The sequence below is a fragment of the Streptomyces echinatus genome (assembly GCF_014203595.1).
Lineage (GTDB): Bacteria > Actinomycetota > Actinomycetes > Streptomycetales > Streptomycetaceae > Streptomyces > Streptomyces echinatus.
In genome coordinates this window covers 403,686-424,549 of the sequence record NZ_JACHJK010000003.1, presented here as the reverse complement: position 1 = coordinate 424,549, position 20,864 = coordinate 403,686, and the positions used below count along the sequence as shown (strand labels likewise).

21 protein-coding genes and 1 pseudogene are annotated in these 20,864 nt (G+C 69.4%); 13 read left to right on the top strand and 9 right to left on the bottom strand.

Annotated features, from left to right (window positions below; translation table 11 throughout):
• Positions 1-100 precede the first annotated feature (100 nt).
• The 4 genes from FHS34_RS10570 to FHS34_RS10555 all read left to right on the top strand — a co-directional run bounded on the left by FHS34_RS10570 (position 101) and on the right by FHS34_RS10555 (position 3,271).
• Complete coding sequence (locus tag FHS34_RS10570; RefSeq protein WP_184963556.1) at positions 101-811, top strand: FadR/GntR family transcriptional regulator; 711 nt, start codon at positions 101-103, stop codon at positions 809-811.
• Position 812: 1 nt separating this feature from the next.
• Entirely contained in the window at positions 813-1,646 is an 834-nt protein-coding gene (locus FHS34_RS10565; RefSeq protein WP_184963554.1) for a sterol desaturase family protein, read from the top strand.
• 1 nt (position 1,647) lies between these two features.
• The gene (locus FHS34_RS10560) at positions 1,648-2,343 is read left to right on the top strand and encodes a lysoplasmalogenase family protein (RefSeq protein ID WP_184963552.1); all 696 of its coding nucleotides are present in this window, start codon (positions 1,648-1,650) and stop codon (positions 2,341-2,343) included.
• Positions 2,344-2,674: 331 nt separating this feature from the next.
• Positions 2,675-3,271 (top strand): NAD(P)H-dependent oxidoreductase, encoded by a 597-nt coding sequence (locus FHS34_RS10555; RefSeq protein WP_184963550.1) that lies wholly within the window; start codon positions 2,675-2,677, stop codon positions 3,269-3,271.
• A 23-nt stretch (positions 3,272-3,294) separates the two neighbouring features.
• Here FHS34_RS10555 and FHS34_RS10550 read toward each other — a convergent pair whose 3' ends face one another.
• The gene (locus FHS34_RS10550; protein WP_184963548.1) at positions 3,295-5,112 is read right to left on the bottom strand and encodes an asparagine synthase-related protein; all 1,818 of its coding nucleotides are present in this window, start codon (positions 5,110-5,112) and stop codon (positions 3,295-3,297) included.
• 1 nt (position 5,113) lies between these two features.
• Positions 5,114-5,671 carry a lasso peptide biosynthesis B2 protein gene (locus FHS34_RS10545; RefSeq protein ID WP_225817331.1) on the bottom strand — a complete coding sequence of 186 codons (558 nt, stop codon included), beginning with the start codon at positions 5,669-5,671 and terminating at the stop codon, positions 5,114-5,116.
• A 902-nt stretch (positions 5,672-6,573) separates the two neighbouring features.
• On the opposite strand from FHS34_RS10545, the gene FHS34_RS10540 reads away from it, so the two are divergent.
• Entirely contained in the window at positions 6,574-7,011 is a 438-nt protein-coding gene (locus tag FHS34_RS10540; protein WP_184963544.1) for a CAP domain-containing protein, read from the top strand.
• Positions 7,012-7,183: 172 nt separating this feature from the next.
• On the opposite strand, the gene FHS34_RS10535 is transcribed toward FHS34_RS10540, so the two are convergent.
• Complete coding sequence (locus tag FHS34_RS10535) at positions 7,184-8,365, bottom strand: serine hydrolase domain-containing protein (protein ID WP_184963542.1); 1,182 nt, start codon at positions 8,363-8,365, stop codon at positions 7,184-7,186.
• A 209-nt stretch (positions 8,366-8,574) separates the two neighbouring features.
• On the opposite strand from FHS34_RS10535, the gene FHS34_RS10530 reads away from it, so the two are divergent.
• Both FHS34_RS10530 and FHS34_RS10525 read left to right on the top strand, forming a co-directional pair.
• Entirely contained in the window at positions 8,575-9,477 is a 903-nt protein-coding gene (locus FHS34_RS10530) for an ETEC_3214 domain-containing protein (protein ID WP_184963540.1), read from the top strand.
• Positions 9,478-9,508: 31 nt separating this feature from the next.
• Complete coding sequence (locus tag FHS34_RS10525; RefSeq protein WP_184964266.1) at positions 9,509-10,051, top strand: GNAT family N-acetyltransferase; 543 nt, start codon at positions 9,509-9,511, stop codon at positions 10,049-10,051.
• A gap of 18 nt (positions 10,052-10,069) precedes the next feature.
• On the opposite strand, the pseudogene FHS34_RS10520 reads toward FHS34_RS10525, so the two are convergent.
• Both FHS34_RS10520 and FHS34_RS10515 read right to left on the bottom strand, forming a co-directional pair.
• Positions 10,070-11,074 (bottom strand): annotated as a pseudogene (locus FHS34_RS10520) (IS481 family transposase).
• A complete protein-coding gene (locus FHS34_RS10515; protein WP_184963538.1) occupies positions 11,074-11,871 on the bottom strand; it encodes an alpha/beta fold hydrolase in 798 nt (265 codons plus the stop codon). The pseudogene FHS34_RS10520 and the gene FHS34_RS10515 overlap by 1 nt, the downstream one beginning before the upstream one ends.
• Before the next feature lie 36 nt (positions 11,872-11,907).
• On the opposite strand from FHS34_RS10515, the gene FHS34_RS10510 reads away from it, so the two are divergent.
• Positions 11,908-12,528 (top strand): TetR/AcrR family transcriptional regulator, encoded by a 621-nt coding sequence (locus FHS34_RS10510; protein WP_184963536.1) that lies wholly within the window; start codon positions 11,908-11,910, stop codon positions 12,526-12,528.
• Here FHS34_RS10510 and FHS34_RS10505 read toward each other — a convergent pair.
• A complete protein-coding gene (locus tag FHS34_RS10505; RefSeq protein ID WP_221508773.1) occupies positions 12,509-12,934 on the bottom strand; it encodes a type 1 glutamine amidotransferase family protein in 426 nt (141 codons plus the stop codon). The genes FHS34_RS10510 and FHS34_RS10505 overlap by 20 nt on opposite strands.
• A gap of 109 nt (positions 12,935-13,043) precedes the next feature.
• Between FHS34_RS10505 and FHS34_RS10500 the strand changes: the two genes are divergently transcribed.
• From FHS34_RS10500 to FHS34_RS10490, 3 genes are all read left to right on the top strand, one after another.
• Positions 13,044-14,000 carry an ankyrin repeat domain-containing protein gene (locus FHS34_RS10500; RefSeq protein WP_184963534.1) on the top strand — a complete coding sequence of 319 codons (957 nt, stop codon included), beginning with the start codon at positions 13,044-13,046 and terminating at the stop codon, positions 13,998-14,000.
• 189 nt (positions 14,001-14,189) lie between these two features.
• Complete coding sequence (locus tag FHS34_RS10495; protein ID WP_184963532.1) at positions 14,190-14,393, top strand: hypothetical protein; 204 nt, start codon at positions 14,190-14,192, stop codon at positions 14,391-14,393.
• A gap of 192 nt (positions 14,394-14,585) precedes the next feature.
• On the top strand, positions 14,586-15,200 hold the full coding sequence (locus FHS34_RS10490) for a hypothetical protein (protein WP_184963530.1): 615 nt from the start codon (positions 14,586-14,588) through the stop codon (positions 15,198-15,200).
• Positions 15,201-15,283: 83 nt separating this feature from the next.
• On the opposite strand, the gene FHS34_RS10485 is transcribed toward FHS34_RS10490, so the two are convergent.
• Complete coding sequence (locus tag FHS34_RS10485; protein WP_184963528.1) at positions 15,284-16,528, bottom strand: SUKH-4 family immunity protein; 1,245 nt, start codon at positions 16,526-16,528, stop codon at positions 15,284-15,286.
• Positions 16,529-16,774: 246 nt separating this feature from the next.
• Here FHS34_RS10485 and FHS34_RS10480 point away from each other — a divergent pair, with 246 nt between their 5' ends.
• On the top strand, positions 16,775-17,317 hold the full coding sequence (locus tag FHS34_RS10480; RefSeq protein ID WP_184963527.1) for a GNAT family N-acetyltransferase: 543 nt from the start codon (positions 16,775-16,777) through the stop codon (positions 17,315-17,317).
• An 81-nt stretch (positions 17,318-17,398) separates the two neighbouring features.
• On the opposite strand, the gene FHS34_RS10475 is transcribed toward FHS34_RS10480, so the two are convergent.
• A complete protein-coding gene (locus tag FHS34_RS10475; RefSeq protein WP_184963525.1) occupies positions 17,399-18,307 on the bottom strand; it encodes a DUF2199 domain-containing protein in 909 nt (302 codons plus the stop codon).
• Between the two features lie 346 nt (positions 18,308-18,653).
• On the opposite strand from FHS34_RS10475, the gene FHS34_RS10470 reads away from it, so the two are divergent.
• Complete coding sequence (locus tag FHS34_RS10470) at positions 18,654-19,685, top strand: NAD(P)H-dependent glycerol-3-phosphate dehydrogenase (protein WP_184963522.1); 1,032 nt, start codon at positions 18,654-18,656, stop codon at positions 19,683-19,685.
• Between the two features lie 62 nt (positions 19,686-19,747).
• On the opposite strand, the gene FHS34_RS10465 is transcribed toward FHS34_RS10470, so the two are convergent.
• Complete coding sequence (locus FHS34_RS10465) at positions 19,748-20,800, bottom strand: alpha/beta hydrolase (protein WP_221508772.1); 1,053 nt, start codon at positions 20,798-20,800, stop codon at positions 19,748-19,750.
• Positions 20,801-20,864: the final 64 nt, after the last annotated feature.

The window sequence follows — 20,864 nt, the reverse complement described above, 5'->3', positions numbered from 1 at the left end:
CGCACGTGCCCCCAGCCCCACGGGTCCGCGCGCACGACTTCGCCGACCAATCTGGTCCAACCAGTTGACCAGTGCGAGACCGTCGTCCACCCTCTCCGTCATGACCCAGCGACACATCCGGCGCGAGGCGGTCTCCGACCAGGTCTTCGCCCTGTTGCGCGACAGGATCCTCGGCGGTGCCTTGCCGCCCGGTTCCGCCCTCACGGCGGAACGTGACCTGGCGGCCGAGTTCGGGGTGAACCGGCACGCCGTCCGTGAGGCCGTGAAACGGCTCCAGCAGGCCAGGCTGGTGGAGGTCAGCCACGGTGGTCGCACACTCGTCCTGGACTGGCGGCACACCGCCGGACTCGACCTGGCGGTGGGGATCGCCGCCGCCGACGGCGGCCCGTCGGTGCAGGACCTGACCCGGGACGCGCTGGAGATGCGGGCGTGCATAGGCGCCGACGCGGCCCGCCTGTGCGCGCTGCGGCGCTCCGACTCCGCGGCCGCCCGGATCGTACGGGCCACGGACCGGTACGCCCGTAGCGGTCCCGACCTGGTCGAGCTGGGCGCGGCGGACGTCGACTGGTGGCGGCTGATCGTGGAGGGTTCCGGGAACCTCGCCTACCTGCTGGCCTTCAACAGCCTGGTGAGCGGCACGCTCCCGGTCGCCGACGTGCCGGACGACCTGCGCACCGCCGAACTCCTCGACGTCGAGGCCCACCTGCGGCTCGCGGCCCACATCGAGGCCCGCGAGGCGGAGCCGGCCGAACGGCTGGCGCGCGAACTGCTGTCCCGCAGTGTCCCCACGACTCCGAAGGCGGTGCGCTGAGATGATCCCGGCCGTGGTCTACGCGATACCGGCGTTCGTGCTCCTGGTCGTCGTCGAGGCGCTGTCCTACCGCTTCCTCCCCGACGACGACGAGCGCGGCTACGAACTGCGCGACACCGTCACCAGCATGTCGATGGGCGCGGGCAGCCAGGTCGTCGCGGCGCCGTGGAAGGCCGTGACGATCCTGTTGTACGCGGGCCTCTTCACCGTCGCCCCCTGGCACCTCTCACCGGCCTCCGTATGGACCTGGGTGCTGCTGTTCTTCGGCGACGACCTCGCCTACTACGCCTTCCATCGCGCCCACCACCGGGTGCGGGTGCTCTGGGCGAGCCATGTGGTCCACCACTCCAGCGTCCGCTTCAACCTCTCCACCGCCCTGCGCCAGAGCTGGACGCCCATGACGGGGCTGCCCTTCTGGCTGCCGATCGCGCTGCTCGGCGTCCCACCGTGGATGATCCTGGTCCAACAGGCCGTCAGCCTGGTCTACCAGTTCTTCCTGCACACCGAACGCGTGGACAAGCTGTGGCGGCCGGTCGAATGGGTCTTCAACACCCCTTCCCACCACCGTGTCCACCACGGCTCCAACAACGCCTACCTGGACCGCAACTACGGCGGCATCCTCATCGTCTGGGACCGGATCTTCGGCACGTTCGAGCCCGAGGGCGAGCGCGTCAGGTACGGCCTGACCAAGAACATCGACACCTACAACCCGCTGCGGGTGGCCTTCCACGAGTACGCCGCCGCCTGGAACGACGTCCGAGCGGCCGGGCGCTGGCGCGACCGCGCCGGATACCTCTTCGGGCCGCCCGGCTGGACGCCCGAGGCGAAGGCGTGACATGCCGCCGCTGATCCTCGCCTTCGCCGCGCTGGCCGCATGCGACGTCGCCGGTGTCGCGGCGGGGTGGCCGCTCCTGGAATGGGTCACCAAGCCCTTGCTGGCACCCGTGCTCGCCGTGCACCTGTGGCGCCGGACCGGCAGGCGGCACGGGGCCGTCCTCGCGGGTCTCGGCTGCGCCACCGCCGAGGACGTGGCGCTGATGCTGCCCGGCCGCATGGCCTTCCTCTCGGGACTCGTGTTCTTCCTGAGCGCGCAGCTGTGCTGGACGACGGCGTTCCTGCGCGCGGGTGCCGCGGGGTATCTGCGGTCCCGCCGTGTGCTGTGCGCGGTCCACTTCGCCGCGTGGGTCGCGGCCGTCGCCGCACTCGCTCCCGCGCTCGGGCCGGTCCTGGGAATCGCGGTGGGTGTCTACGCCTCGGCCCTGCTCACCATGGCACTGACCGCGCGTGTGCTGGGGCGCGGAGCGGCCTGGGGCGGATCGGTGTTCCTCGGCTCCGACCTGCTCGTCGGACTGGGGGCCGCGGGAGTCGAGTTCACCGGGCGTGGGGTGCTGGTCATGGCGACCTACACCGCCGCCCTGGCCCTGCTCGTCACCGCCTTCACCGAACGGCCGACGATCAATGGTTCCCGCCGACCGCGACGGAAGCCACGAGACCGGGCACCGACGATGCTCGCGGCGGCCGACAGCGGATGACCGGTCACCCGTTCCCCCACGACGCCTCCGTCGATCTCAATTTCCGCGAGTCGACATCAGCAGCCGTGGCCAGGAGAAGCGCCGCGTCAGGTCACCGGAGGACTCTCCCGGCCCCACGTCGCCAGAAGCCGCAGCGCGGTCCCGGACGGCGAACCCTCCTCCACCGTGTGAGCCCCCAGCGCCCCGTCCGGGTCGTCCTTGCCGAGCCGATGACCATCCGGTGGACAGGCAGTTTCGGTGAGTGGCCCCCTGCGGTCATGATGATCAGCGGTGAGGGCCTGCGACGGGCCCTCACCGCTGACCACACTACCGACGTTCCCCGGGGGTACGTATGCCGCGCATAGGGGTCTATCTCGCCCATCCACGGCCTGGCAGCTTCAATCACGCGGTGTTCGACACCGTCGTGCAACACCTGCGCGGCCTCGGCTGCGAGGTGCTCGCGCACGACCTCTGCGCCGAAGGATTCGCACCGGAGCTGACCGCTCACGAGACGGAGACGGTCCGGTCCGCCACCGGCACTCACGATGCGGGGCTGGCACTCCACCGGGCCGAAGTGGCCACGCTCGACGCCATGGTGTTCGTTCACCCCAACTGGTGGGGCATGCCGCCCGCTGTCCTCACCGGCTGGGTGCAGCGGGTGCTCGTGCCCGGCGTCGCCTACAAGCTGGGGACCGCGGACGGGGAGCCCGAAGGCCTCCTGAAAGCCGGCCGGGCCCTCGTCCTGAACACCTCTGACACCCCCGCCGACCGCGAGGAGGCCGAGTTCGGGGACCCGCTGCAGAAGATCTGGTCGGCATGCGTCCTGCCGTACGTGGGAGTCGCCGACGTACGCCGAGTCGTTTTCCGGACGGTCACCGGCTCCTCCGCCGAAACCCGCGCGTCCTGGCTACGCCAGGCACGAGACCACGCCGCGGCCCTGCTGACCTGACACGTACGGCTTCCGAGGCTCGCTCACGAGCCGGCGCTGACGGGTACCGCCGGCCGGCGCGCGCCCGTGTCCTGGCCCAGGCGCTCCAGCCAGGCCACCAGGGCCAGCGAGCTGTTCAGCCGGTCCCAGGAGTACGCGTCCCCCATGCCGAGCCGGGCCTCCTGCACGGCCCGGCACAGCGTCTCGACGTCGAACATCTCCGCGATCAGCGGATGCCGGGCCGCGCGGCACAGGGCGATGAGCTCATCGCCGTGGATCCGCAGACCGCGGGCATAGAGGTCGTCGAAGGGGACCTTGACCGCCCTGCCCCGGATCGGGGCAGGGAGCAGGTCCGCCATGGCCTCGCGGAGAACGGCCTTCGGACGGCCCGGCCGGAACGTGGCCGCGAGGGGAAGGCCGCTCATCGTGGCGACGACCTCCGGGTCGAGGAAGGGGTGGGAGAGGAAGAACCCGTCCTGTCGCGCCCGCTGCCAGGACAGCGGATCGGGAGCGGCCAGGTAGTTGGCGACGTCGTACAGCGACTGTTCCGGCCGGCGCCCGAACACGAAGCGGCTCTCGGCGACACCGGCCTCCCGGTAGCCGTGAGCCCGCGCGAACCCGCGGCGCAGCCATCGGGGGCGGTTGAAGGTGCCGAGGCCGCCGAGCACCGTTCCGCCGCGGACCAGCGCGGCGAACCGTTCGGCCACGAGCGGAACAGCCGGCTGGACCACGTAGGAGCGGACGACGTCCCGCAGCCCCCGTTCGCTCCCTGCCGCCCAGGCACGTGCCTGCTCGGTCATCTCCCGCAGCCGGCCCGTACGGGCGAGCCTGTGCAGATGGAACGGGTTGGCGTCCGCGACGGGATCGGCTCCGCAGCCGGTCAGAAGGGTGTCACAGCCGAGTTCCGCGGCCTCGGAGTGGAGTCTGCTCCAGAACGGGGCCCGGAAAGCGTGCGCATAGGGCTCGTCCGCGTCTCCCGCGTGGTGCTGGAAGTCGTCGAAGTCGGCCACGTCGTCGGCGTCGACGATCACGGGGCGCGCCGAGGGCGCGAGCCGGCGGATCTCCGCCAACGCCAGGTCTAGGTACCGCTGTTCCTCGGCCAGCTCGCCGCGGGAGAAGCGCCCGGCGAGCAGGACGAGGTTCCCGGAGCCGATGCGCTCCTCGGCCAGCAGACGTGCGGCGAGCAGCGCGACGCTGGTGGAGTCGGTGCCGCCCGAGACATGGCAGGCCGTCGACGCGCCCATACGCCGTCCGACGGCGTTCTCGAGTACCAGGCGCAGCTCTCGCGCGGCCTCACCGAGACGGGCCCCCTCAGCCGCGGGTGCGGGCCGGTCGGTGGCCCGACGGACGGGGCACGGCGTACGACGGCGCAACTGCCCGGTGAGGGACAGCTCCACCATTTCTCCGCCGAGGACCCGGTGCACCCCGGCGAACGGCGTGCCGTCCGTGTGCGGTTGCGCCGCGTTCCCGGTGAGGTACCGGCAGAAGTAGCGGGGATCCAGCTCCGTGGCGTTGCCCAGGCCGCGGGCGGAGGTGCTCACGGCATCCACGCGGCCGCCGGACGCCCGGAAGAACAGGGGGACTCGGGCCTGTTGGTCGCGCGTGAGGAGGATGCGGTCGCGGCACACCAGTACGGCCGCGTAGTCGCCGGCCGGCAGTGGCCGGGTTGCTCCCCTGCGGCCCAGAGCGTCGAGGAGAGCGTGTGCGCCCGCCGACCGGTCGCGGGCCGAGCCGACCCAGCCGACGACGGCCGCGGTACCGGCCGGCGTGGAGACCGTCGTCACGAGTCCCTGACGTGCCATGGCCTCGGAGGTCCGGAGCCTCGGGCCGCCGTCGGCCCATTCGAGGCGGAGCGCGTCCACGTCACCGTCCCCCGCAGTCGATCGAGAGCAGTGGTGTGAAGGCGTGCCCTCGCGGATCGGCGTCCGGGACGCACACGCCGGCCGAGGCCGTCCAGGCGTGCAGGGCGAAGGGGTGTTCCCGCACGCCGACGTGGAGGACGGCCTCCAGGCCGCACCGCCGCAACAGGAGGAACGCCGTCACCGCCTCCGACTTGCAGTCGCCGTTGACGAACCAGCTGCCGCGGCTGTGTGTCTGCACCGCTCGCTTCAGCCGTCCGAGCTCCTGCGCGGAGGGGAGGTCGGCCCTGGTGTATCCCGGGGCGACCAGGGACAGCAGTCGGAGGACGCGCCCGAATCCCAGGGTCCGGATGAGCAGGTGCACCGCACGCAGCCAGAGCCCGACGGCGCAGGCGTCCGCGTGCTTCCTCCGGCGGCCCGTCGCGCACCCGGCCCGCGCGAGAACGGAGACGAGCTCGGCGCGTTCCTCAGGGCTTCCCTCGGTGAGTTTCCGGACGTCAGCCGCCGTCATCCCGAGAAAACGCGTCCGTTTCCAGTCGACGATCAGCGCTCCGTCGGACATCCGGCTGACACGGCAATGCGGTGACAGAATCCTTGCCATGGCTGCCAGGGCATCGGTGTCCTCTGCCACCGCACATCCTCCAGGGTTTCGCCGGGGACGGCGTCAGGACTGGTATCCGTGACCGTCATAGAATCCGCCGCTGAAGCCCCGAATCAGACGGCTCTTGCCGAGAAGGACCAGCCGTCGCGGCTGACGTCGCCGCAGGAATCGGAGAAACATCGCCCACCTCCAGATCCAGGCAGGGCCGCTCATCCAGGCTACGCCGCCACGCATGCCCCGCAACCGGGCTGCCTGACGGCGCGTACCGGTGATGACGGCGACCGATACCCGTTGCCGTACGAGGGCATGGCCACGCGGCTCTTCGCCGTAGGTCCCGGCACCACCGTCCGGTTCTCCTGCGGCGCCGAACGGGATTCTGGCCTGCTCAAGACGTTGCGCGAACGTCCGGGTGGCGCCTGCCGTGGGTGGCCTGGACAGGAGATCCGATACCCGCGGCGCTAAAATGGGCTGGCAGGCAGACTCAAGAACGACGGGCCGGACACTGAAGGCCCCCGTGACCGGCCTGGAGCCATCACCTCCTCGCCGGGCCGCCGAACGGGGCGGCCGAAGGGGCCTGAGGGCGTGCCTCAACGGGCACGTCGGCGTCCCAGCCACCGACGGTGACGGCAGCGGTGCCCCCTGGGCCGAACGTCACCACTGCCAGAACAGCGGTGCTCCGTACCTCGCGGCTCGCTGTCCGAAGCCGAGACGCTGATGGAGCCGGCCCTTCGCGAGTCATGCGCCGGACAACCGCGAACCGCGTTTCCCGGTGCACACGTTGAACGAACGAAAGGAATGCTATGCGCGCCCTCACTCACCGACTGCACGGTGCATGCGCTGCCGCGTGCGCAATCCCCCTGCTCGTGCTGCCCGCCGCAGCCGGCGCGAGCGCCGCTCCCGCCGCCCCCGCCGGGCCCAACGTCGTGCAGCAGGCCAACGCCAACGAGATCCTGGCTCTGGAGAACGCCGCACGGGAGAAGGCCAATTGCCCGGCGCTGAGCATGAACGGCCAGCTCACCGCGGCCGCGCAGGCTCACAGCGACGACATGGCCAAGAACAACTTCTTCTCGCACACCGGCTCCGACGGGTCGAGTATCCAGCAGCGGGTCGAGAAGGCCGGCTTCAGCCCGTCCAGTCCGACCGAGGAGAACATCCACCAGGGTGGCGCCACCGCGCAGGAGGTCTTCGACAGCTGGATGAGCAGCGGACCTCACAAGGCAGCCATCCTGAACTGCAAGTGGAAGCAGACCGGACTCGCCGGCGCCTCCGGCAACCTCTGGACCCAGCTCTTCGGTACCTGACCGGTTCCGGAACGACACTCAGAAGCTCTGAGCGTCGGTGCGGTCGAGATGAGGGCCGCAACGCACAAAGCCCCCGTGCCGTCGGGTGACGAGATTGAAGTCTCAACCCAGCGGCACGGGAGGCTCGTTAATGGACTCAGACGGCCACCGGGCGGTCAGTGACCGCCTCCGCTCACGGGGTGCCTGAATCCCCGGCGCACAGTGCGTGGTCGATCAGGGCGCCGGCCGCGTTCTCCTGGCCCAGTATGTGCTCCGGAGTGTCGCCGCGTGCCTCGGACATGGAGACCGCGACGCTTCGCCGGCCATCGTCGGTGACGCCGTTGAGGGTGATGTAGCCGCCGTCCCCGCCCTCGTGGCTCCAGTAGGTTCCCCCACAGGTCAGAGGACGTTCGACCAGGCCGAGCCCGTATCGTCCCCCGGGCCACAGCTGTTGGACCTCCGCGCTCACGGGTACGGTCCGCTTCATCTCGGCCAGTTGCCGCGCCGGGAGCAGCCGGCCCGCCAGCAGCGCGCGCAGCAAGCGGTTCTCGTCCCTCGTGGTCGTGACCCACGACAGGTTCTCGGAATCGACCGGTATCTGGTCGGTGACGTCCACGACGGCACCGGGACCGAAGAGTTGATAGCCCTTCGCGTGCGGCCGGGGCAGGCCGGGGGAGGTGCCCATCCACCGGGTCTGGTCGAGGCCGAGCGGGCGCAGGACGCGTTCTTCGATCTCCTCGTGCACGGGTCGACCGGTGACCTTTTGGATGATCATGTCGAGCAGGACGTAGCCGGTGTTGGAGTACGCCCAGCCCTCGCCGGGCGGGAAGTCCGGCACGTGCGCCATGGCGCGCGCGACCAACTGCTCGCTGGTGTAGACGTCGTGGCGCTGTCGGTAGTACTCCGCCGGCGTGGTGTATCCGGGCAGGTCGTCGTGGATGCCGCTGGTGTGCTGCAGCAGTTGGCGCACGGTGATGAGCCGGCCGTCGTTGCCGTTGTCGCGTACCACCCCCGGCAGCCAGTGGTCGACGGTGTCGTCCAGGGACAGCCCGCCCTCGGCCTCCAGTTGGAGGACCACGGTGGCGACCAGCGTCTTGGACGTGCTGGCCATGCGGAAGTAGCCGTCGGGCGCGACCGGGCGGCCGGTCTTCAGGTCGGCGGTGCCGCTGGTGGCGACCGACTGCCGCCCGTCCGGCGCGACGGCGCGAGCCTGCACACCGCTGACACCGAGGGCGTGGATCGCAGCGGTGTCCCGCCGCAACCGCTCCACCGTGGAGTGACCTGAGGGCTGGGCGACGGCGGTGGCCACGTCGGCGGTGAGGAGCGCAGCGACACCGAGGGCCAGGGCGAGGTGCTTTCGTGGGGCCGAAGTCATGCCCGAACGCTAGATTTTGCGCCTCGGGGGGTGCGATCCGGCACACCCCAGGATCGGCAGGGGGATATCCCCCTGCTCCGGGACTGTCGCCCTGGCCGGGCGTCGTACACGTACGCGCGCGAACCTCTGAGACAGCTCCACTCATCCGCGCTCCCGCGTTCGGCCTACTTCCGGTGGCATGGGGCAGTGCAGTGAGTTACTCATGCCCTATGGCCGAGACCGAGGGAGAGCACCCGGAGGAGCGGAGACTTACACTTGGCGAGCGCTTCAAGAAACTGACCGAACGCAGTCTGCCTTTGGTCGTCCTCCTCTATGTCAGTAGTGCCGTCACGGCAGTGAGCACTTTTATCACCGCATACGTCACCGGTGGGCACTGGTATCAGCAGCACTTCAATTGGCAAGCCGGCGAGTACACGAAGCTGGCCAAGCTTCAGGCCGGCTACACCCTTGCGAAATTTGAAGAGCAGCTGGGGCGGCCCTCCATCCAGGTTGCGATCAGCAAGACGAGCCTGGGGAACCTCACTCAAAACACTTTTCAGCCCCGCGACGAATACTGGGTCGATGCCGTGACGGATCCACGCAACCGTGTGGTGGCATACGCTGTCACATCCTGCAGCCCTGACTTCAACCCCTCCTTCACATACTGGGACGGGGAGCGGACAAGGGCTGTGTCATTGAATAAGACGGCATTCTCGTCAGTGTTTTCAGCGGTCCACGACGCGGGTAACGTCAAGGCCTTCTACAGCGGGACCTTCGCCCCGCACTACTACTTCGCGATCAAACCCGGGAATTCAATTTCCGTCAACAGGTCCTACGCCTGGGGGCTTACGAACCTATGCCAATGGAAGGCCATTGAGTCGACTCACTCCTCTGCCGTCTGGGATGATTGGTTCATTCGCCAGGTGAGGCGTTTCAATCCGAAGGGCTACATCCTTTCGGTGCCTGCCAAAGAGGTCGACAAATTGGGTCGGGACCTCATGTCCGACTATGCCGTCAACACCTATGCGGAAACAGCTCCCAGTGTCGATTTCGACGTCTACCCCGACCAGATCGGCGCGAACCCCATGCTGATCCCCCCTGCCTTGTCACAGCTGCCCTGGGCAGGCCCTTGAACAGAGGAAATTGGTGATCCAGAATGACTGGATGGTCACTCTTGAGACTCCCCGTTTGATCCTGCGTCGCTGGCGCGAGGAAGACGTTGCGCCCATGGCCGCCATCAATGCCGACCCCGAGGTCATGCGGTGGATCCGTGACGGCAGCGTCCGTGACGAACAGCAGACTCGCCACGGGATCCAGGCATGGGAGAGCGAGTGGGAGTCCCAGGGCTTCGGCCTGTTCGCCGTGGAGCTCAGGTCCACCGGCGAACTGGCCGGGTTCACCGGCCTTTCGGTGCCCGCGTTCCTGCCGGAGGTACTGCCGGCGGTTGAGGCCGGCTGGCGGCTGGGACGTTCCCACTGGGGGAAGGGCCTGGCCACCGAGGCCGCTGCGGCCGCTGTACGGTTCGCATTCGAAGAGCGGGGGCTGGAGCGGATCGTCAGCATCGCTCAAGTGGGCAACGACGCCTCCGAACGCATCATGAGGAAACTGGGGATGCATCCGGCCCGTGAGACCGTCAATCCCACCAGCGGTCGGCGAGTGAAGGTGTTCGAGTTGTCGTCGGACCAGTACGCCACCACCACTCGTTGATGGCGGCCACGCTCGGTACTAGGTGTATGAGGCCAGGACGTTGGTGACGGTCTGGCCGAGTGTCGCTGCGGGTGGTTGTCCGCCGAGGGCGGTGTGGGGTCGGTGGTAGTTGTAGTGGATGTTCCAAACCACCAGCGCCTGGGCTCGCTGTGTTTCGGAGGTCCAGGTGCGCGCGTACAGGAACTCTTCTGACAGGATCCGGCTGTACCGTTCCACTTTCCCGTTGTGCCGGGGCGTGTACGGTCGGATCCGTTGGTGCCGTGAGCCGAGTAGAGCACGGGTGAACGCGTCGGCCCGGTAGCAGGCACCATTGTCGGTGACGAGCCGTTCGACGCGGGTGATGCCGTGTATGGCAAACCACGCCCTGGCTCGGTGCAGGAACGCGATCGCCGTCGAGGCTTTCTCATCCGGCAAGGGCTCGGTGTAGGCGAGGCGGGTGTGCCCGTCGATCGCGGAGTGCAGGTACACCTACCCTGCACGGCCGGTCTTCTTCTTGTTCCGGCTGACTTCCCGGGAGTGGTCGCTGTCTCGGCCGTGGGCTCGCCATCCACCGCCGTCAGGTATCCGTCCGACCTTCTTCACGTCGATGTGCACCATGTGTCCCGGCCGACGAGCGGTGATTGTGCGTGGTTTCCGAGTGGTGTGGCCGTCGGGGTCGATGAATCGTCGTCTACTCAGACCGAGATGGGCGAGGTGCCGGGTGACGGTGCGTCGGCTCGCAGTGAGCCCGGTTTGGCTGAGTTCGAAGGCGATCCGTCCTGCGGATCACTTGTGGTTTCGGCGCATCTGCTCGATCCGCTCCACTACCTCGCCCGGTGTGGCTGTGGGTTGACGGTGGGGTGCGGAGGACCGGTCGTGCAGGCCGAGCTCACCATGACGACGGTACCGGTTGACCCACTTGGACGCGCATGCCCTGGAGATGCCCATCTCCGCAGCAACGTGGGCGATCGGACGTGACATGCATCGCTCAACCAGTCGCCTGCGGCCCTCAATGGAGAGCGGCGCATTGGCATGGGTACCCATCAGATCGCGGCGAGGTTGTTGAGCAGGCGCCCCAGCTCTGCCGGCGCCTGAATGTGGACCAGGTGACCCTGGCCAGGAAGTTCGTGGACTCCGGCATGCGTGACGTGCTGCCGCACGAGGTCGAACGACGTTCCGTAGGGAGCCGTTCCGCGATTAGGCTGGCCGATGATCAAGTCGACTTGCTTCGCCTGCTGTGCCATCACATCCGGAGGCGGTGTCGCATTGAGCGCGCCGAGTTCGGCGTACAGCGGTCCGCTCAAGCGACGCAGTATCGCCCAACTGTGAGGATCGGCCCGAAGGTCATCGACATACGCTGCGGAGAAGCCGGAGATCTGCCGATTGACGATCTCGACGCAGCGATCCCAGTCCGCCGTCTCCGCTGCCACCTTCAGGTCCGGCAGCGCATGGCGTCCGAACGGCTGCATCACCGGCTCGTAGGCGATCATCTGGTGAATCAGGCGCTCGTTGGCGGCCAGCAAGGCGATCATGCCGCCGTAGCTCCAACCGAAGAGAGCCCTCGCGCTGTCGAACTCGTCAAGGACCACGCCGAGGTCCTCAACCTCTGTCCGCAGCGAGTACGAGTTGGTCAACGGCCCCGAGGGGGCACGGCCACGACGGTTCACAACTACCACGGAGGGCCAAGCATCGATGGCGCCCGCCACATCACGCCACGCATGCGCATCGCTCATCACGCCCGGGACGACGACGAGGCCCGGAGTGTCCGGCTCGCCGTACACATCGACCGTGACCCAGCTGTCCCCGCCGACCGACAGCTTCTTCTGAATCGTTCGCTCCATAAATCTATTATGGAGCGAACGATCTACAATGCAAGCGTGACCGAACGCAACCGTGGACGCCCCCGAGCCTTCGACCGCGACCGTGCGGTCCTTGACGCCGCTCGCCTCTTCTGGCGACGCGGCTACTCCGGCACCTCGACCCGCACCTTGACCGCGACCCTCGGGCTTTCCACCTCCAGCCTTTACGCCGCCTTCGGCAGCAAGGCCGGAGTGTTCGAGGAAGCGGTGCGGACCTACGCCGAGCGTTACCGCGAGATCTACCAGCAGGCTGTCGCCGAGAACGACATCCAGACGGTCATCGAACGCATCCTCACCGACTCGGTCCACGAGTTCACCCAGCCAAGCGACACGCACCCCGGATGTCTCATCAGCAGCGCCGTGATGACCGACAGCACGAGCACGCTCGATACCAGCGCCTACATCGCCGAACTGCACAGCTCGAACGAGCAGGCCCTCCTCGTGCGCATCGAACGAGCGATCCAGGACGGGGAACTAGCCGCGGGCACCAACGCAGCAGTCCTGACCGGGCTCATCCAATCCATCTGGCACGGATTGTCGGTGCGATCCAACGTCGACACGGCACGCGAGGACCTGCTCGCGACGGCGCAACTTGCTCACCAGCTGATCTGCCAACAACTCACGTCACCAACGTCCTGACCCGCAACAACCAGGCCTCGGCCCGGACCGCCTCGATCAGGGCGTCAGCCGCGAGCAGGCCGAGCTTGTGGGAGGCGAGGGGGCTGTCACCTGTGAGGAGCTTTCGGTCCCGGTGTGTTCTGCCGGTCATGTCGTCGTTGATGACGTGCAGCCCTTGCTCGCTCAACAGCCCGACGACCAGCCACGGCAAGCGCCCCGGAAGATAGCCGATCTCAAGGTTGGGCCCCTCGTCGAGAGAGTCGGGGAAGACGCAGACCGAGTAACCCTTGAACGGCGACTCGTCCTTGCCCCGCGAGGCGGCGAGCAGCGCGGCCGGGCCGTGGCACAAGGTGATGACGAACCTGTCGTGCGACAGCGCCCAGTCGAGCGACGCGGACACGGCATCACTGCTCGGCAGGCCGACCACGGCCCCGTGTCCGCCGGGGATGCGCAGACGCTCCCCGCAGGTGATGTCAGACCTCTGTGCGAACGTGTGAGTGCGTGGCAGCCATGCGGACTGCGTTGGAGGGGGATCGATGACAGCTGAGCGTGACGGTTGGGCCGGGACGGGCTGGGACTGGACGGATGTCGGCGACATCCGCCGGCGTCTCGGCGAAGGCGCCGATCCGGAGAAGTGGAGCGGGGGACGTCCGTTGCATCGTGCGGCGACGTTCGGTTCCCCGGAGGTCGTTGCGGAGCTGGCAGGGCGGGTCGCGGACGTGGACGCGCTGGAGAACGGGGTGACGGCGCTGTGGGAAGCCGTCGTGTCCAGGAAGCCGGAGAACGCGCGCGCCCTCGCCGCTGCCGGGGCCGATCCCTGGCGGCCGTCTCTCGGCGGCTGGTCACCGGGACGGCTGAGCCTGGCGGGACCGACACCGGACCTCTTCCCGGCACCGGCCGGGGTACGCCTGACCACCTCGGAGAGAGCGGCGGCGGAGGAGGCCGTACGGCTCAGCACGGCGCTGGGCGAGTTCGACCACGACGGCTTCGGTCTGGCCTGCGTGGCAGGGATCGACGCGGCCGAAGCGGTGCGCCGCCTGGAGGCGGCGCCGGTGGCGGACGAGGTCATCGGTGAGCTGCTGGAAGATCCGTACGAGTACGACATGGACGAGAGCGCCCAGATCATCGGCGTGACGTCCGTGCCGGGCGGCTGTGTCGTGACCCAGCCCTGGGGATACGCGCCGCACATGCCGGGCGTGCTGACCCGGCTGTCCGCCGGCACCGTCTGCTACGGCCTGTACGCCAACCCCAAGAGTGGCAACCAGGGCGGCATCGCCCGTGACGGAGCTGTCGAGGGCTGGGACCTGCACCCGGGTGGCGGACCGTACGAGAACGACACCCCCGAGGAAGTGCTGAACGCCTACCTCTACCAGTACAACGCCGTGGCGTACTGCTGTGCCTTCGTGGGCCTGCGTCCGACAGACCCACGCGCGGTGGTCGGCACTCCCGATACATGGGTCCAGCTGCCGGAGCGCGACTACTGGAGCCCCTGACCGAGCCGGTCCTTCGGCCTGGCAGGGTGTCCGGCGCGCCGCACGCCCGGGACTCCTGAGGTGGCGACGAAGCGGCCCCAACTACCGCTGCATGAAGGCAACTTGCCCCCACTCGGGCCACCGATTTCCGAACGGCACGCCGCACCGCTCGCCGCTGTGTCAGAGTGCGTCGGGAGATCACCGCAACCGATGGACGATCCCTGGGGGCGCGTGGTGGGGGTACGCAGGCTGCTGTCGTCTTCGGATGCTCTGACGCTGCTGCTCGGCGCGGGCGACCTGTCACCCGCCGAAGAGGCCGCCGTGCGCGCCCGCGTGCAGCGCGGCCTCGCCGGCGTTCCGCCCGAAGCGGCAGACCGGATACGGCGCCTGCTCACCGAACACCTCACGCGGTGAGCTTTGCCCGGCACATGCACGAGCCATCCGCTGACGCCCTGCACACTGTGCTCGTCCGCCCGGCTGGGCCTGCTGCGGCACGCGAGGTAACTGTGTGACGAACAGGTGAGCCGAATCGTCACCGCGGGTAGCGAAGGGGGCGACGAAACCGGGACCAGATCCGCACTGGCCGACCCCAAGGAACAGGCACCGATGAGCCCGACCGCTTCCCGTCCACGCATCGCTGTCCGCGTCGCCGCCCCGGCCGTGGCCGCACTCACGCTGGCGATGGCCTTCGTGAGCCCCGCGTCCGCAAGCCCCGCCTTCGTGACGAGCGGCAACGGCCGGCTCACCTTCACCGCCCTGGCCGGCGAGACCAACAACGTCACCTTCGACACCTTCAGCGCGGGAACCCTCCGGGTCACCGACACGACGAGCAACCTCACCGCGGGCCCGGGCTGCACCGGGAGCGGCCATACGGTGCTCTGCGCGGGCGACGGTGTGACCCGGATCATCGCCAACCTCGGCGACCGGAACGACACGGCTCAGAACGACACCAACCTTCCGAGCGACCTCGTGGGCGGCCAGGGCAACGACATCCTGATCGGCGGCGACGGCCCCGACCGGCTCACCGACCTCGACGGCTGGACCGGTCCGACCCTGATCACCGTGACCATGATCGGCCGCGGCGGTGACGACACCATCGTCAGCCGCAACGGCGGCTTCGACCAGATCGACTGCGGCGCCGGCTTCGACGTACTGGTCGCCGACCGGGCCCCCCGAGACATCGTCGTGCCCGACACCTGCGAACTCGTACAGCGCTTCTAGCCCCGGCGAGCGCCTCCCGCTCCGGCGCGGCAGAGGCGCGACGCCGATCCGTTCCAGTAGCCCCCGCGCCCGTACGTCCGGTGTCAGAAGCCCCACGGGCTGAGCTCGAGGATGGCCGCGAACAGGTGCTCCCAGACGTTCTCCGCAGGTGCTTCCTCGTCCACCGAGAGCGGTTCGAGGGCGGCGACTTCGCTCAGGAAGTCCCGCTTGCCGTACTCACCCGGGTACGGGCTCCAGCAGGCGCTCATGAACCGGTACACGGTCTCCAGCAGCCGCACGAAGGTCTCGGTGTCCCGGGCGAAGGGGAAGGGCCCCTCGCCGTTGCGGACCATCGACACCGCGCCCGTCTCGGGGTGGACGAGAACCCGGCCGATGTCGCCATACGCCAGCTCGAAGGTGCCCAGGTGCAGCAGGCCGTTCTCATCGGGCTCCAGCCCCTGCGCCTTCCCGTCGGCCCAGGCCAGGGTGAACGTGGCGACTCCGGCGGCGAACCACGTCGGCAGCCCCGCCGTGACGGCCAGATCCCGGGTGGGCGCGTGCGTCAGCGCGGCGGGCAGTTGATCCGGCGTCAGCAGTACCATCCCGTCCGCGTCGAACGCTTCCTCCAAACGTGCGGCGTCCAGTGGGGCTTCGGCCGCCGTCGGCCCCGCGAACCAAGGCGCGCCCGACCCCCAGGAGACGGCTTCGGAGCTTATCTGTCCGTCGGCCGCCGTGCCGTTGCGCTCCAGGACCACGACGCCGCGCGGCTCGAAGAACATGACACGGTCGCCTCCGAGAGGGGCGGGTTCCTCCCAGGCGTCGGGCTGGTGGAGGCCGTGGTCGTCGTCCGGGTCGAAGAGGACGGGCCCCTCGTCGAGGGCGTCGTACGGCCGCTCGGCGAACTCGCCGTCGGCGGGGGCCGGGACCCGTTCACCGGTGGCCGGATCGAGCCAGCGCTCCTGGGTCCACTGCGACCACAGCTTCAGCAGGAGACGGCCGTCCGGCCCCTCGTGGACCTCGACATCGGCGTCCCCGCTCAGGTTCGGCTTGGCCCGGTAGGCGCCGACCGGCCGCCACCAGGCCCAGACGGTCCGCCAGGGCATTCCCGGCTCGGCTTCGGCCACCAGGTCGGCGTAGGCGTCGTGGCCCAGGACCTTCGCGCCGAAGTGCAGCCACGAGGCGAACTCTGCCCGCGGCACCTCGGCTCCGTCGAGGATCGTGACGGCCTGGGCGTAGGCCTCGCGGCCCGCTCCACCGCCCGCGGCGGGCAGGTCCCGAAGGCCCTCGGGAGCTGCGGCCAGCAGAGCCGCGGGGGAGGCGAACAGCGTGTCAAGATCGTCGCGAGTCATGCGGACATGCTGCCAGCCGCCACTGACAGCACCGCCCACAGGGCGGGGCCGGGCTGGAGCCGAGACGGCCGAGATGTCGGCGCATCGTGCGGGTGAGCTGGGCCTGGTCGGCGTGGCCGAGGTCGGCGGTGAGGGGGCCGGTCGTGCCGCCGTCCTCGGCGGGACAGCCGGTCGGGCGTGGGCGAGCACCGCAGGGGTCGGCATATCCGATCGACATCCCTGTCGGGGTCGGGTTGGCTGGGCGGCATGCCAGAGCTTGGAACCGATCGCCTTCTGCTACGCCGCTGGCAGGAATCCGACCTCGAACCGTGGGCGGCCATGAACGCCGACCCCGAAGTCCGGGAACACCTCGGCGAACTGCTCGCACGGGCGCAAAGCGATGCCGTGATGGCACGAATGCAGGCTGATTTCGAAGACCGAGGCTTTGGTTGGTGGGCGCTCGAAGTACGGCACACCGGTGAGTTCGTCGGCCGTGCCGGCCTGGACGTAGTGGGGGAGGACATGCCCTTCACCGGCGTGGACGTCGGCTGGCGGCTGAAGCGGTCCGCATGGGGGCACGGCTACGCCACCGAGGCCGCCCTGGCCTGCCTGGCCTTCGGCTTCGAGGCCCTCGGGCTGCGGGAAGTGGTTGCGTCGACGACCGTGAACAACCTCCGCTCCCAGGCCGTGATGCGCCGCATCGGCATGACCCGGGACCCGGCCGACGATTTCGAGGATCCGAGTGCGCCCGAGGGGCCGCTCCGCCCGTGTGTGCTGTACCGGATCGGCTGCCCAGGAACCATCGGCTGACCCCGCAACCGTCCGGGAGATGAGAGCCGACCCGAGATTCCCAGGAAACCACAGCCTGGGCGCCGGCTGCTCCGACAGCACCTAGGGGGCGGTTCGGAGATCATGGTTCAGTGATCGCCAGGTCTCCTGGGCCCATGCCAGACCGGCGGGGTCCTCGTAGGTGCAGAACGCGCCGGCGGCCGATCCGGTCACCACGGTGAAGCCGTAGAACTCGTGCCGAGGACGACCATTGTCCTCGGGGGTCAGCCAGAAGGCGTACCGCAGCCCGCCGGGGACAGGCTCCGTGCGGCGCTGCGCGGGCAGCTTGTCGGGAGCCCCGGCCATCAGGGCGGCCAGGAAGTCCTCAGGCGCGCGGCCGGGGACGTCGTCCTCCATGAGGTTCACGGCGACACTGCGGTCCGGGCCGGTGAAGTGGTCGGTCCCGTCGGCGAAGGACGCACCCAGGCCGGCGGTCCGCACCACCGACCAGCCGTCCCCGAGGGAGGTCCGCACGTCGACCGGAAGCGGGTTCGGGAATCGGCTGAGGACATGGTCCCGCTCCCAGGTCTCCGCCAGGAGGCGGGCGGCGGCGGGGCCGTGACCGGTGACGACGTAGGGCAGTTCCTCGGCGTCCCCGACCCGAGCGGTGACCTCGGCCCCGACCAGCTCGTCACCCCATGGCTGAATCCTGTTGGCGATCTTGCCCTGGAAGGAGAGGTCGGCGTAGCGCGGGTCTTCCCACAGGTCCTGAGCGCGCCGCAGGGTCGCGTCGTCCACCTCCAGCCACATGCCCATCACGAGTTCCGTGGCCTGCGTCAGACTGACGGGCAACAGGCACCGTACGAAGCAGCCGACGCCGTCCACGCGCATCAGAGCGCGCACCCCGAGCTGGTGGCGGGTCGCCTCTGGAGCCCGAAGCGCCGCGTCGGGCAGGTTGAAACCGATGTCGACCCGCGACCCGTCGGAAAGCGTGTCGCCGCAGCAGGAGCAGGTGGGGAGGTGCGCAGTCACTCGAGCAGCCTACGCACGTCTCCGCCGGCGAGTGGGACGCGGGCCCCGTCCTGTGCCTCGGCTCGAACCGACCGGAAGCGCTCCGGGCCCTCGCGCCGGGGGCAAGGGGGTCGGCCACGTCGCCCGAAGGGGCCGCCTGCTCCATCCGCCCGTACCCGTCCCGGCCCCTGTAGAAGACGGCCGTCGGTCGATCACGAGTCGACGTACTCACGGCCCGCTGGGTATGAATCCTCACCAAGGACAACGTCGTGTTCTGAACGGCTGCCTGACCGGTCGATGGTCGTTGAGTCGATGAGGCGCCCCGGTCCTCGGAAGTGCCTCCCCCACTGGACAGGAGATCCATCGCATGTCTCGTCGTGTTGCCGTCTACGGGGCCGGCTCTTGGGGGACCGCGTTCTCCCGCGTGCTGGCTGACGCCGGATGCGAGGTCACGCTATGGGGACGCCGGGCGGCGCTGGTCGACGCGATCAACGGCACCCGCGCCAACCCCGACTACCTGCCCCAGGTCAAGCTGCCGGACAACGTCCGGGCGACCACCGACCCGGCCGAGGCGGCGCACGGCGCCGGCATCGCCCTCCTCGCCGTCTCCGCCCAGAGCGCCCGTCCGCTGCTCGAAGGCTGGACGGGGCAGTGGCAGAACCGCACGGTGTTCGTGTCGCTGATGAAGGGCGTGGAGCTGGGCACCGGCCGGCTCATGAGCGAGGTCATCGCCGAGACGACCGGCGCGTGGTCCGACCGGATCGCCGTGGTGTCCGGGCCCAACCTGGCCGCCGAGATCGTCGCCCGACAACCGGCCGCGAGCGTCGTCGCCTGCACCGACGAGAGCACGGCCGCACTCATCCAGTCCGCGTGCCACACGCCGTACTTCCGGCCCTACACGAACACCGACGTCATCGGCTGCGAACTGGGCGGCGCCATCAAGAACGTCATCGCCCTGGCCGTCGGTGTCACCGATGGCATGAGGCTGGGTGACAACGCCAAGGCGGCTCTGGTGACCCGGGGGCTGGCCGAGGCGACCAGGCTGGGCGTCGCCATGGGTGCGGACCCGCTCACACTCGCCGGGCTGGCCGGCATGGGCGACCTGGTGGCCACGTGCTCGTCCGCGCTGTCCCGTAACCACACCTTCGGCGCCCACCTGGGCCGGGGCCTGAGCGTCGAGGAGGCGCGGGCCGCCACCACCCAGACCGCGGAAGGCGTCGCCTCCTGCAAGGCCATTCAGGACCTGGGACGGCGTCACGACGTGGAGATGCCGATCACCCGGGCCGTGGTCGACATCATCCACGGCGGCCGGAAGGCGGCGCATGTCGTACAGGAGCTGATGTCCCGAGCCACCAAGCCCGAAGGCCATCAGCACCTACCGGCCGCCAGAGACGCCTGAAAGCGCGACGAACGACGACGGTGCTCCCCGTACCGGGCCCCGTCCTGCACCCCGTCCGCCACTCATTCGCTGAGGGCCGTCCGCAGTGCCTTGGCCGCCTCCAGCGTTGCCTCCCGGAAGCGGTGGCCGATGCCGAGGAAGTTGGCGTACCCGTGGATCAGGTCGGGCTGGCGGCTGAGGGTGGTCGGTACGCCGGCCTTGGTGAGCGCCTCGGCGTAGTCCTCGCCGTCGTCGCGCAGCGGGTCGAAGCCGGCGGTGCCTATGTAGGCGCTTGGCAGTCCGGAGAGGTCGTCGGTGAGGAGCGGGGACATCCGGGGGTCCGCACGGTCCACGCCCGCGGGGGCGTAGTGGTCGGCGAACCAGTCCATGTCCTTGCCGGTGAGGAAGAAGCCGTCGGCGAACGAGTCCCGCGAGTGCGAACGCCGCGAGACGTCGGTTGCGGGGTAGAGCAGCAGTTGGAAGGCGGGCGCCGGGCCGCCGCGCCTGGTGGCGAGCTGCGCGGTCACGGCGGCGATGTTGCCGCCCGCGCTGTCGCCGCCGACGGCGATCCGCGCCGGGTCGGCCCCGAGGTCGACGGCGTGGTCGTGGGCGTGGTCGAACGCGGCCAGCGCGTCCTCGACGGCCGCCGGGAAGATGTGCTCCGGAGGCTGCCGGTACTCGACGGACAGCACTTGTACGCCGGCCTGCTGGGCGAGGAAGCGCGCGGTGTTGTCATGGCTGAGCCGGCTGCCGATCACCCACCCGCCACCGTGGTAGAAGACCAGCAGCCCGGACGGCGTGGCGAGCCCCTCGGGCGTGTACAGCGTGGCGGCCAGCCGACCGTGCTCCACCGGGATCCGGATCTCCTGCGCGGCGACCCGCCCGATCACGGGTCCGCTCACCAGATGCCTCGACAGGTCCAGGCCGGCGCGGGAGGCGTCGACGTTGCCGTCCACGACGATTCTGGTGCCGGCGATGCGCATCAGCCGGAGCAGCAACTGCGCGTCCAGGGCGAGTTCCTGACCGTCGCGCTGAACCGGCGGACCCGCCAGCAGCCGCCGCAGCGGGCGTGGCAACGCGAACGCGGCCCGGAGGGCGACCGCCTGGGCACGCACTTGAAGCGGAATCGACATCATGCCTCGTTCTTCACGCGGGGGCAGGGCACTGACCAGATGATCGCAGCGCGCCCTGGTCGGGCCA